The organism is Amycolatopsis sp. VS8301801F10 (assembly GCF_046195355.1).
Taxonomy (GTDB): Bacteria; Actinomycetota; Actinomycetes; order Mycobacteriales; family Pseudonocardiaceae; genus Amycolatopsis.
The window spans coordinates 604,749-617,336 of sequence record NZ_CP176065.1 but is presented as its reverse complement, the minus strand read 5'-3'; the positions used below and the strand labels follow the sequence as shown (position 1 = coordinate 617,336).

Here is a 12,588-nt window from a genome sequence, read left to right as displayed (position 1 = left end):
GTCGGCAAGCGCAGGCCGACCCGTGGCTGTTCCGGGACTGTCGTACCCCCGGGGTAGCGTTGACAGACGATGGACACCCTCTTCGATCTCCCCGCAGACCCGCCCGCCCGCGCTGCCCGGCCGGGAACCGCAGACCTGCTCGAGGACCTCAACCCCGCCCAGCGCGAGGCGGTGACGCACGCCGGAGGTCCGCTGCTGGTCGTCGCGGGAGCCGGATCGGGCAAGACGCGCGTGCTCACGCGCCGGATCGCCTACCTGCTCGCCGAACGCGGAGTGCATCCGGGCGAGATCATGGCGATCACGTTCACCAACAAGGCCGCCGCCGAGATGCGCGAACGCGTCGCGGCGCTCGTCGGCAAGCGCGCGAACGCGATGTGGGTGTCCACGTTCCACTCGATGTGCGTGCGGATCCTCCGCCGCGAGGCGAAAACGCTCGGCATGTCGTCGAGTTTCTCCATCTACGACTCGGACGACACGAAGCGGCTCATCACGCTCGTGGCGCGTGATCTCGACGTCGACCCGAAGAAGTACGCCGCGCGCACGCTCGCGGTGCACATCTCGAACCTGAAGAACGAGCTGGTCGATCCGGAAGAGGCGGCCTCGAAGGCGGCCAACGACCTGGAGCGCCGCGTCGCCGAGGTTTACGCCGAGTACCAGCGCAGGCTGTCGAGCGCGAACGCGTTCGACTTCGACGACCTGATCATGCAGACAGTGTCGCTGCTGCAAGCGTTCCCGGACGTCGCGGAGTACTACCGGCGGCGCTTCCGGCACGTCCTGGTCGACGAGTACCAGGACACCAACCACGCGCAGTACACCCTGGTGCGCGCGCTCGCCGGGACCGAAGCCACGGACACCGGGATCGAGCCCGCCGAACTGTGCGTGGTGGGTGACGCGGACCAGTCCATCTACGCCTTCCGCGGCGCGACCATCCGCAACATCGAGGAATTCGAACGCGATTTCCCGAACGCGCACACGATTCTGCTGGAGCAGAACTACCGCTCCACGCAAACGATCCTGTCCGCGGCCAACGCGGTCATCGCGCGCAACCCCAACCGGCGCGCGAAGCGGCTGTGGACCGATTCGGGCGACGGCGAGAAGATCGTCGGCTACGTGTCGGACAACGACCACGACGAGGCCGCGTTCGTCGCCGGGGAGATCGACTCGCTGGCGGAGAAGGGCGAGGCGGACTACTCGGACGTCGCGGTGTTCTACCGCACCAACAACCAGTCGCGGGTGTTCGAGGAAATCTTCATCCGGCTCGGCCTGCCGTACAAGGTCGTCGGCGGCGTGCGGTTCTACGAACGGCGCGAAGTGCGGGACATGATCGCGTACCTGCGCGTCCTGGCGAACCCGGACGACACGGTCAGCCTGCGGCGGATCCTCAACGTCCCCAAGCGCGGCATCGGCGACCGAGCCGAGGCAGTCGTGGCGACGCACGCGGAACGGGAACGGATCTCGTTCTGGGCCGCGTTGCGCGACGCGGTCGACGACAAGGTGGCGCTGCTGAACCCGCGCTCGGCCAAGGCGATCACCGGTTTCGTGACGCTGCTGGACGAACTGCGGGAAATGGCGTCGTCCGGCATTGAGGTGCACGACCTGCTCGAAGCGATCCTGGAGCGCACCGGTTACCGCGCGGAGCTTGAGGAATCGGACGACCCGCAGGACGCGTCGCGCGTCGAAAACCTCACCGAACTGGTGACGGTGGCCCGGGAATTCGCCGAGTTCACCGCCGAGGTCACGAACGACGAAAACGCGGAACTGGTCTTGGACGACGGCGTCCCCGCCCCCGGTTCGCTGCCCGCCTTCCTGGAGCGGGTTTCCTTGGTCGCGGACGCCGACTCGATCCCCTCGCCAGACGGCGGCGAGGAAGGCGACGGCGGCGCGGGCGTGGTCACCCTGATGACCGTGCACACCGCGAAGGGTCTGGAATACCCGGTCGTCTTCTGCACGGGTTGGGAGGACGGGGTCTTCCCGCACATGCGCGCCCTGGGCGATCCCGCGGAGCTGGCGGAAGAACGCCGCCTGGCCTACGTGGCGATTACCCGTGCACGGCAACGACTTTACGTATCCCGGGCCCTCACCCGGTCGGCGTGGGGACAGCCCCAGATGAACCCGGCCTCCCGCTTCCTGGACGAGTTGCCCCCGGACCTGGTCGACTGGCGCCGCCTGGAACCGTCCTCGCCCGGCTTCGGAAACTTCGGCTCCTCTTCGGGGTCTTCGTCAGGCCCCCGAGCCGCGACGACGTGGGGTCGCCGGTCTTCGTCGTCGACGTCTTCGAGTTCGCCGTTCGGGAAGGCGTGGAAGGACACGGTGGCGCTGAAACTGGACGTCGGAGACCGGGTAAGCCACGACAAGTACGGCCTGGGCACAGTCATTTCCTGCGACGGCGTAGGCCCGCGCGCGACGGCGACGATCGACTTCGGCGCTTCGGGCAAGGTCCGGCTGATGCTGATCGGAAGCGTGCCGATGGTGAAACTCTGACGGTCGCTGGTTTTTCAGCTGCAACGGCTGCTGTTGCAGCAGCTGTGGTGGACGTGGCCGTGGCCGTCGCTGCGGTGGTTGCAGTTGTGGTTGGTGCGGGTTGTGGCTGCGGCTGCTGTCGCGGCTGCGGTGGTTGAGGTTGCGTCTGCGGTTGTTGAGGTTGCGGCTGGAGCGGTCTTGAGGGTTTGATCCTCCGTGCCGTGCCGTGCCGTGCCGTGCCGTGCCGTGCCGTGCCGTGCCGTGCCGTGCCGTGCCGTGCCGTGCCGTGCCGTGCCGTGCCGTGCCGTGCCGTGCCGTGCCGTGCCGTGCCGTGCCGTGCCGTGCCGTGCCGTGCCGTGCCGTGCCGTGCCGTGCCGTGCCGTGCCGTGCCGTGCCGTGCCGTGCCGTGCCGTGCCGTGCCGTGCCGTGCCGTGCCGTGCCGTGCCGTGCCGTGCCGTGCCGTGCCGTGCCGTGCCGTGCCGTGCCGTGCCGTGCCGTGCCGTGCCGTGCCGTGCCGTGCCGTGCCGTGCCGTGCCGTGCCGTGCCGTGCCGTGCCGTGCCGTGCCGTGCCGTGCCGTGCCGTGCCGTGCCGTGCCGTGCCGTGCCGTGCCGTCGAAAGCTGCAATCCGGGCCCAGATTCCCCTTAATCCCACTCATCGGAGCCGGTCCGCCCAAGCTGACTTGCCGCGGCACGTACTGGCCACGCGTCAGAACTCGTGCCGCCGCCTCGCAATGCCGCCTGCGCGGCTTCAAACCATCTCTCCGGCCCCCAACCACCGGTGCGGTTCCGCCGGTCCGCACGGGCTTGCTGAGACCGCCCGTACCAGCTGCCGCGATGCCCTCTCCCGCCCGTCCTGGACATCTTTCGCCGGACCGAGTGAACCCTCCAGCGAACCCGCTGATCTTGTCGGTCCCCTCCGGCATACTGAACTTCATCGAACACAAGTTCGATGAAATGCGGTAGACTGTGGAAGGGGCGCAGGGGATGGACGCGGTGCTGTTTGGGGTATTCGCAGCTGGGGTACAGGAGTACTTGAGGAGAGTCGCGGGGACGGTTGCTGTGGGGACGGCGACCCGGCCAGCTCGGGACGTGCCAGGGGATGTGGCACGGCTGGCCGCGGCATGGCGCGCGCTGCTGCGGCAGCACGCTTTGGGACCAGACGGCAGATGTGTCGTCTGCGGAGGAACGTCGCGCGCCGACGAGGGCATCGCGCGATGGCTGCCGTGGCGAAGACGCGCGGACCTGTGCACGGTGTGGCAGGTAGCCGTCGCCTACTTCGGCCGCCGCCTGCCTGGCAACGATCCGTGACGCCATCAGGCGTGGAGACCACTCGCATCAACGGCTCATGTCTGAGTGGCTCTGCGTCGAAAGCCAGCCAGTAGCCGCAGGGCCTTACCGTGGCCGCTGACGAGCTGGCCACGTACGCACGCTGGCACCACCAGAAATCCTTGCGTACAAAGGCATTTCCGCCGCTAGCCGTCTCGAACGATCCAAGCGGGGATCAAGCTCGAAAGACGGCCTGCGGCGGGGAACCGCTACCCGCCCTGGGGCGAGAAATGCGGGTCAGCTCAGATGTTCACGCCGCGGGCAGCGAGCCACGGGCGCGGGTCGATCTTCTTGGTGCCGTCCTGCCACACCTCGAAGTGCAGGTGCGGGCCGGTGCTCTCGCCGCGGTTGCCGATCTCGGCGATCTGCTGACCGCACTTGACCTTCTGGCCCTCGCGGACGGAGAAGCTGTTCATGTGGCCGTAGACCTGGATGGTGCCGTCGTCGAGCTGGATACGTACCCAGAGACCGAAACCGCTGGCCGGGCCGGCCTGGATGACGGTGCCGTCGGAGGCGGCGTAGATCGGGGTGCCGATGGAGTTGGCGATGTCGATGCCGAGGTGGCTCGTGCCCCAGCGAGCGCCGAAGCCGGAGGTGAACGTGCCGTGAGCGGGCAAGCAGGTCTTCGGGCGGGCAGCCTCTTCGGCGGCCTGGCGCGCGGCTTCGGTTTCCGCCTGCACACGGGCCTTGGTGACCTTGGCGCTGTCGGCCATCTTCGCCGCTTCGGCGGAGGCATCGACGGCGTGGCCGGTCGGCAGCAGTTCGGGAGCTCCCCCGGAGCCCGCGCTGCCGAGGGTGAACGAAGCGCTCGCGTTCTGTGCGTTGGCGAGCGGGGTGACTGCGGCGTCAGAGTCGCCACCGCTGGTGGACTTGAGGGTCTGCCCGGCGGCGGCTGCGGCGAACGCGCCAGCCGCGACGGCGGCGACCACGACCCGCCCGCGAAGGGCGGAGGAGGGCGGAGCGATGCGGTGCTGGCCCCGGACGCGAACGACGGCACCGTCCAGTGCGTCTTTCAGCGCCGGGGAAGGGGCTTGGCCGCCGGGGGAGCGGTGTGAAGCCAAGACAGGGCCTTCCATCGTCGGGGGAGTCGGGGCGGAAGCGAACTCGGGCGGGGGATCCCGTGAACGAACCTCGGGGGTGATTCGCTCAATGTCCTGCTTCGTGACCTGACTGTAATGGGGACCGGAGGACAGTAACGAAGCGGCGCCTCAATGAGCAAGACGCGACCCGGCTTTCGGCCGAACGAGTGGCGCGCATCGAGCGTCTAGCTGTGGAAACTACCCAAAGTTAACCGGGAACTACTTGGCTGGTTGTGGTTTGAGACACATACCTTCGGATGGCCCAACGCGTCCGAAGGCCCTCCCGGCGGCCGCGCGGACGAAATAACCGGCCACCCGGGTGCGTTGAAGCAGTTTCACGCCGAATCTTGTGATGCCGCTCACTCTCGATGGTCCCGTCAGCTCCTCTCGAAGGCTTCGCCCGCGACGCTTCGGCTCGCCTCTCCGGCGGGGAATCCCCGTTAGGTTTCCTGGGCCACCGCCCTGGGGGACTCGGCCCGCCTGCCCGTCCGGCGTGCCCCGCCCCGCCGGACCAAGATCGTCAACTGTCTCCACGGCGTGCCGACACCCCGCCGCGCCTGTGCCAACGAGGCAAGCCCCGGCTCCCCGAACTGCCCGGTCCCACCAGTCGCTTGCCCAGCCCGCCGAAGCCCGTCGCGGGCCTCCGCCAGCGGTGCGGCCGGATACCTGTCCTCCCAGGCAGGCCCGTCTCAGCCCCAGGTCCGGGCGGATCGCGACCTGCCGAATTTCGGTCGCGGCTCCCGTCACGACTCGGTTGGCTGCCCGCCTTCCCTGGCAGGCCCTGGCAATTCCTGTCCCCGGCGGGTCGCCCCGTGACCCGCCGGATCCTGCCGCGGTTCCGTCCGCGACCCGGCTGATTGCCCCGGCAGGCCATGGCCGTCCCGCCCGGTCTCGACGGATTCACTATGCGATTTGGCAGTCGCGGCCTGCCGACGACTCGGCTGGTTGCCTGCCTTCCCCGCGGCTGGCCCTGGCGTGTTTCTGTCCCCGGCCCCAGCAGTTCATCCCCACGAGCTTCCGGATCGTGTCGCGGTTCCCCTCCGCGGTCCGGCCGGTGACCTGTCTGGCCTGTTCCTGTCCCGGTCCTGGCGGATCGTCCCCACGATCTGCCGGATCCTGTCGCGGCTCCCTCTGCGATCCGGCCGGTGACTTGTCTGGTGTTTCTGTCCCGGCCCCGGCAGTTCATCCCCACGATCTGCCGGACCCTGTCGCGGCTTCCTCCGCGATCCGGCCGCGACTTGTCTGGCTGTTCCTGTCCGGGTCCTGGCGGACCGTCCCCACGATCTGCCCAAGCCATTCGCGGATCCGGCTGGTCGCCCACCCCCGGCGGACCCTGGCCGTCTCCGTTCCTGGCAGGTCCTCCCCGGCCTGCCAGGAACGGAGATCGCGGCTCCCCTCCGCGACGTGGCCGTCACCTGCCCTCCCCGGCAGGTCCCGGCCCTCCACTTTGGTCCCGGCAAGCCGTCCCCACGACCTGCCGGCACCCGTCGCGGCTCCCTCCGCGACCTGGTCGGGTGCCTGTCCCGAACAGGCATCCGACCTCGTCCATCGCCCCCGCGACGTGTCCCCGTGCTTCGTCCCGCGCCGGTGTGACGCCCCGAACGCCACTCCCTTACGCGACTTCCCCGAAGTTTTTCTCGACGCTCCCTCCGGCACTTCGATCCCTCTGCCGTCGAGACCTCCGGCCCGCGCCCCTCTTACGCGGATCGGCGGATTTTTTCTTCGCACCCGTCAGACGCGCGGGGACCGCCGGAGGTTCATCCGGCGGGGAATTCACCTGGAAGTGCGTTCCGGCCTGGTCGAGGCGGCCCTGCTGTCCCCGCGCCGGGAGCGGTCCTTGCTAGCGTCGCGAGCGATGACTCCGCCGACCCCAGAGCCCCGCGACGGCGATTCCGCCTCGGACACCCCGGACACCCCGGGCCGTCCCGCCGGACCCCGGCGTCCCAGCCTCGCCGAGCGCAAGGCCGCCGCCCGCGCTCGAGCCCGCCGTGCCGCCCATCGCGCGAAATCGGATCCAGCCGACTCGTCCGGCCGCCGCGGGACGGGTTCGGCTGACTCGTCCGGTCGCGGTGAGACGAAGCCGGGGGAAAGCTCCGCGGACTCGCCTCGCCGTGGCGAAGCCGCTTCCGCGGAAACTCCGGGCGGCCTGTCCGGTCGTGGCGCGCCGACCTCAATGGAGGGGGCCGGCGAGCCGTCCCGGGCTGGGGTGATTTCCGAGGGGAGCCCGGCTGGGTCTGCGACGGGAAACCCAGCCGAATCATCTCCTCGTGGCGGAGCAGCTTCCGCGGAAAGCCCAGCTGCCCCATCCAATCGCGACGAGCCCGCAGCGGAAAGCCCGACGAGTCGAGAAGCGGCGTCCCCCGACACCCCCTCAGCCAAGCAGCAACGCGACGAGGCACACCTGACCAGCCGTCAAAAGCCCGTCTCCATCCCGGCCGAGCCGAGGTCCGCACCTCGAACCATCCCCAGCCGCCGAGAGGCCAGCCGCCGAGAAACCAACCGAGACTCAAACCGCCAAGACCCGAATCAGGTCAAGGCCCTCCTGGACCTCACCGACCAACCCCCCTCCCCAAGGCTCCGAGCCGCCACCGCCCTCCTCGGCGTCGGCGCCCTCGCCTTGGCCGCCGGTGCCATCGCCCCGGTCTCGCCCGACGCCAGGCCCGGCTACCTCTCCTGGCCCCTGCTCGTCATCCTCGCCATCGTTCCGGCCGGGGTCGCGGTCGCGGCGGCTCGCAGTGGGCGGCACGGGCTGGCCGCCGGGCTCGTCGCCGGGCTCGCCGCTCTCGCGCCGGGGCGGCTGGTTCTCGATCTTCAGTTCCTCGTCAACGGCTCCAAAACCATCCGCCCCGAGCTGTATCTCCCGGACCGGCTCCTCGACCGCAGCGGGGTCGGTCTCGGGTTCTGGCTGCTGATCGCCGGGCACCTGCTGACGCTCGTCGCCGGGATAGCGGCCGCGCGGGTGGTGCGCGAGCGGAACGAGATCGCTGGCGGCGACGACCAACGCCGCTGGCGGCTGATCATTCCGCTGCTCGCCGTGGTCGCCGCGGTCGGATTGCTGATGACTCCCGTTCTCTCGGACGATCCGTTTCTCCTTGCGCGGTCAGCGTTTGAAGGTCCTGGGCTGGCACTCGCCGGGTACCTCCTCCTCGCCGGCGCGCTGCCGGTCGCGGCGGTGCTCGGGGTTTTCGCCGGATCCGACGGCGTCGCGCGCGGGACGCTCGGCGGGATCGTCGCGGCGGTGCTCGCCGTCGCGGTGCCGACGTTCGTCGCCGGGCTCGCCGTGCCGGGGCTGGCGGTTTCGACCGGCGCGTATCTCGCCGTCGTGCCGATGGTGCTGGTCCTCGTCCTCACTCCACTTGCGACACCGCAGCAAACCCAAACCGAGCGCACCGACCTGGCCGGCGAGGCCCGCGTCCCGGGGCTCACCATCTGGCGCACGCTCACCGCTCTGCTCGCGGTGCTGACCGGCATCGCGGCGGCGATCGGTGCGCTCGCCCCGCAGCTCGGCAACAGCACGGACAGTCCGGCCCGCTGGCAACTGCTGGTCGCGGCGATTCTTGTCGTGCTGCCAACGCCTTTTCTTCTCGCTCGCCGCACCGCGCCGGTCGCGCGCGGGATGCTCGCGGTGTTGTGGGCCGGTGTCGTTCTCGCGGGGACGGCAGTGCTCAGCACGGCCATCACCGCCTCCGAAGCGACTGGGCTCGGCGGGCTCGGCGGCGCGATCGACTACCACCTCGGAGCGGGAGCCGTTTTCGCCGCGATCGCGCTTGGTCTCGCCGGGCTTACCGCTTTGGCCGCGGTGATCACCGGGGTCGTGGAACGCGACGACACCGGGACCGAAGGGGCGCGCTCCACCGCGGCGATTCCCGCCGGAATCACCGCGATACTGGCGATCGCGACGTTCGGCACGCCGGTATTCACCGCACCTGATTACGCGACGCCCGGGCTTTGGTCCGATTTCGACACTCCGTCGTGGGGATTGCTCGCCGCGCTGCTCGTCGTTCTCGGAACGCTCGGATTGAGCCTTCGTTCGCGGCCCGGCGCCGCGGCGGCAGGAGCAGCCGGCGCGGCCTTGCTGCTGGCCTTGCACGCCGCCGAGGTTCCGCTGGTCAGTTCCGCCTTCGACGGCGCACGGCCGGGAGCGGGTTTCTGGCTCGGAATCGCCGCGGTGCTGGCGGCGGCCGGCACCGCTGTCGTCGGTGCGAAGAAGTGAGCCCGCGGCGCGTAGTCCTCGTGGAGCTGGCCGAAGAAACCGCGGCGATTCCGCTGGCGCGATTACTGCGCGACGCCGGTCTCGAAGTCGTCCACGTAGGACACCTCGACACGACGGAAAAGATCGTGCGCACCACCGAACAGGAGGATCCAGACATTCTGGGCCTCCTCGGCGGTCCGGCGCCCGAGGGGCTCGCGGAAGCGCTCGCCGGCACCGCGGTGATCGAGCTGGGCGGCGAAAGCGCCGAAAAGGCCGCCGAAATGCTTGTCGGTGGGCGGTCTCACACCCTCGGCACACCCTCTGACCGCGTACGGTGACCGACTTCACCAGGTGCGGCGTCCCCTGCGTCTGCGCTGGTCGCTAACCTCGACTGGTCCGACAGCGCGGTCCGGAAAACGGACCACCACAGTGGCGTGTCGTCAGGAGACTGGAGTAGTGGACCTCTACGAGTACCAGGCGAGGGATCTCTTCGCCGCCCACGGAGTACCGGTTCTGCCGGGCGCCGTGGCAAGCACCCCGGAAGAAGCCAAGGCCGCCGCGGAGCAGATCGGCACCCAGGTCGTCGTCAAGGCGCAGGTGAAGGTCGGCGGCCGGGGCAAGGCGGGCGGCGTCAAGCTGGCCCAGACGCCCGACGAGGCGAAGGAGAAGGCGGAAGCCATCCTCGGCCTCGACATCAAGGGCCACATCACGCACCGCGTGCTGGTGGCGGAAGCCTCGGACATCGCGTCCGAGTACTACTTCTCCTTCCTGCTCGACCGCGCCAACCGCACCTTCCTCGCGATGGCGTCGTCCGAGGGCGGCATGGAGATCGAGCAGCTCGCGGTCGAGCGCCCGGACGCGCTCGCCAAGATCCCGGTCGACGCGATCAAGGGCGTCGACAAGGCCACCGCGCTCGAGATCCTGAAGGCCGGCCACTTCCCGGCCGAGATCATCGACGAGGCCGCCGACGTCGTGGTGAAGCTGTGGGAGACCTTCGTCTCCGAGGACGCCACCCTGGTCGAGGTCAACCCGCTGGTCCGCGACCCGCAGGACAAGATCATCGCCCTCGACGGCAAGGTCACCCTCGACGAGAACGCCGCCTTCCGCCACCCGGAGCACGAGGAACTCGTCGACAAGCAGGCCGAGAACCCGCTCGAGGCGAAGGCCAAGGCCAAGAACCTCAACTACGTCAAGCTCGACGGCGAGGTCGGCATCATCGGCAACGGCGCGGGCCTCGTCATGTCCACTTTGGACGTCGTGGCGTACGCGGGCGAGAAGCACGGCGGCGTGAAGCCCGCCAACTTCCTCGACATCGGCGGCGGCGCGTCGGCGGAGGTCATGGCGGCCGGGCTGGACGTCATCCTCAACGACACCGACGTGAAGAGCGTGTTCGTGAACGTCTTCGGCGGCATCACCGCCTGCGACGCGGTCGCGAACGGCATCGTCGAGGCCCTGAAGATCCTGGGCGACGAGGCCACCAAGCCGCTGGTCGTCCGCCTGGACGGCAACAACGTCGTCGAGGGTCGCCAGATCCTGGCCGACGCGAACCACCCGCTGGTCACCGTGGTGGACACAATGGACAACGCGGCCGACAAGGCTGCCGAGCTCGCCGCGGCAGGTGCGTGAGATGTCGATCTTCCTCAACGAGAACAGCAAGGTCATCGTCCAGGGGCTCACCGGCTCCGAGGGCATGAAGCACGCGACCAAGATGCTGAAGTCCGGCACCAACATCGTGGGCGGCGTCAACGCCCGCAAGGCAGGCCAGACGGTCACCATCGAGGGCAAGGACCTCACCGTGTTCGGCACGGTCGAGGAGGCCATCAAGGAGACCGGCGCCGACGTGTCGGTCATCTTCGTGCCGCCGAAGTTCGCCAAGGACGCGGTCATCGAGGCCATCGACGCCGAGATCCCGCTGGCGGTCGTCATCACCGAGGGCATCCCGGTGCACGACTCGGCCTACTTCTGGGCGCACGCGGTCGCGACCGGCAACAAGACCCGGATCATCGGGCCGAACTGCCCCGGCGTGATCAGCCCCGGCAAGTCGAACGCGGGCATCATCCCGGCCGACATCACCGGCGCGGGCCCGATCGGCCTCGTGTCGAAGTCGGGCACGCTGACCTACCAGATGATGTACGAGCTGCGCGACATCGGCTTCTCCACCGCGGTCGGCATCGGCGGCGACCCGGTCATCGGCACCACCCACATCGACGCCCTCGAGGCGTTCGAGAAGGACGCCGACACCAAGGTCATCGTGATGATCGGCGAGATCGGCGGCGACGCCGAGGAGCGCGCCGCGGCCTACATCAAGGAGAACGTGACCAAGCCGGTCGTCGGCTACGTCGCGGGCTTCACCGCCCCCGAGGGCAAGACGATGGGCCACGCGGGCGCGATCGTCTCCGGCTCGTCCGGCACCGCCGCGGCGAAGAAGGAGGCCCTCGAGGCCGCCGGCGTCAAGGTCGGCAAGACCCCGAGCGAGACCGCGGTTCTCGCCCGGGAGCTGTACAACAGCCTCGGCTGACCAGCAACGACACCACTGGCGGAGGCCGGGCACCGACACGGTGCCCGGCCTCCGTCGTTTCCGCCCGCAACCGATCCGGCGGTCAGTGCGTCCAACGTCGCGGACGCCCAGTGCGGATGCGCTAGCGTGCAGTCACTCGTGAGCGGGGGACGCCGCCGGTGCACCCCGGGCATTTCAGGATCCCGAACCGCCGGTCGATGAGACAGGAGAGCTTCCGATGACCTTCCCCAGTGGCGGGCCCGGCTACCCCCAGCAGGGCCAGCCGTCCCAGGGACCGCCCCCGACGGGCGGGTTCCCGCAGCAGCCCCAGCCGCAGCAGGGCCCGCCCGCCTCGGGTGCCGGAGCGCCGCCGAACCTTCCGCTGCTGCTGACCCTCGGCGTGGCCGGGCTCGGACTGGTGCAGTACTTCCTCGGCTTCGCGGCCGAGGCGGGCACGGCCGGGCAGCCGATTCTGTTCCTGCTCGCCGGCGGTCTCCTGGCGGCGCTGAACCTGCTGCCCAAGGGGCCGAAGACGCTGCCGTTCGCCGCGCTGCTCAGCGTGCTCGGCGGGCTGGGCGCGCTCGACGCCGTCATCTCCGGGCGGACGTCCGCCATCGTGATCGTGGTGCTGATCCTCGGTCTCCTGCAGATGGCCGCGGCGGTCGCCGTGCTGCTGTTCGAGTACGGCGTGCTCAAGCCGCCGACGCCGCAGCCGTCCGCTCCGGCGTATCAGCAGCCGTACAGCCAGGGCCAGTACCAGCCGACGCAGTACCAGCCGGCTCCCGGCCAGCAGGGCCAGCAGACTCCGGGGCAGCAGCCGCCGGCCGCCCAGCAGCCGCCCGCCACGCCGCCGCCGGGCGGACAGGCCACGACGTACGCGCCGCAGCAGGGCCAGTTCTTCCAGCCGCCCGCCGAGCAGAACAAACCGGGCACGCCGCCCGGAGGTTTCGGACAGCAAGGCTGAAATCCCTTCGCTTCACCCACCCGCTGTGACTCTCCGTGTCACAGCGGGTGTTTTTATTGGCCCGGTGCC

Annotated in this window: 9 protein-coding genes; 7 read left to right on the top strand and 2 right to left on the bottom strand. The window is 69.7% G+C overall.

The features are described 5' to 3' along the window. Window positions 1-69 precede the first annotated feature (69 nt). Window positions 70-2,481, top strand: a complete 2,412-nt coding sequence (gene pcrA / locus F9C11_RS02885; RefSeq protein ID WP_409183404.1) for a DNA helicase PcrA — start codon at window positions 70-72, stop codon at window positions 2,479-2,481. Between the two features lie 14 nt (window positions 2,482-2,495). Here pcrA and F9C11_RS02880 read toward each other — a convergent pair whose 3' ends face one another. Further along, window positions 2,496-3,113, bottom strand: coding sequence for a histone H1-like repetitive region-containing protein (locus tag F9C11_RS02880; RefSeq protein ID WP_409183403.1), 618 nt, complete (start codon window positions 3,111-3,113; stop codon window positions 2,496-2,498). A gap of 437 nt (window positions 3,114-3,550) precedes the next feature. Here F9C11_RS02880 and F9C11_RS02875 point away from each other — a divergent pair, with 437 nt between their 5' ends. Next, window positions 3,551-3,769, top strand: a complete 219-nt coding sequence (locus F9C11_RS02875) for a hypothetical protein (protein ID WP_409183402.1) — start codon at window positions 3,551-3,553, stop codon at window positions 3,767-3,769. Between the two features lie 260 nt (window positions 3,770-4,029). Here F9C11_RS02875 and F9C11_RS02870 read toward each other — a convergent pair whose 3' ends face one another. Then, a complete protein-coding gene (locus tag F9C11_RS02870) occupies window positions 4,030-4,716 on the bottom strand; it encodes a M23 family metallopeptidase (protein ID WP_409186797.1) in 687 nt (228 codons plus the stop codon). A gap of 2,767 nt (window positions 4,717-7,483) precedes the next feature. On the opposite strand from F9C11_RS02870, the gene F9C11_RS02865 reads away from it, so the two are divergent. From F9C11_RS02865 to F9C11_RS02845, 5 genes are all read left to right on the top strand, one after another. Then, complete coding sequence (locus F9C11_RS02865) at window positions 7,484-9,079, top strand: hypothetical protein (protein ID WP_409183401.1); 1,596 nt, start codon at window positions 7,484-7,486, stop codon at window positions 9,077-9,079. A gap of 20 nt (window positions 9,080-9,099) precedes the next feature. Next, complete coding sequence (locus tag F9C11_RS02860) at window positions 9,100-9,396, top strand: hypothetical protein (protein WP_409183400.1); 297 nt, start codon at window positions 9,100-9,102, stop codon at window positions 9,394-9,396. 118 nt (window positions 9,397-9,514) lie between these two features. Next, complete coding sequence (gene sucC / locus F9C11_RS02855) at window positions 9,515-10,684, top strand: ADP-forming succinate--CoA ligase subunit beta (RefSeq protein WP_409183399.1); 1,170 nt, start codon at window positions 9,515-9,517, stop codon at window positions 10,682-10,684. 1 nt (window position 10,685) lies between these two features. Continuing rightward, complete coding sequence (gene sucD / locus F9C11_RS02850) at window positions 10,686-11,576, top strand: succinate--CoA ligase subunit alpha (protein WP_009072477.1); 891 nt, start codon at window positions 10,686-10,688, stop codon at window positions 11,574-11,576. 217 nt (window positions 11,577-11,793) lie between these two features. Further along, complete coding sequence (locus tag F9C11_RS02845; protein WP_409183398.1) at window positions 11,794-12,519, top strand: DUF5336 domain-containing protein; 726 nt, start codon at window positions 11,794-11,796, stop codon at window positions 12,517-12,519. Window positions 12,520-12,588: the final 69 nt, after the last annotated feature.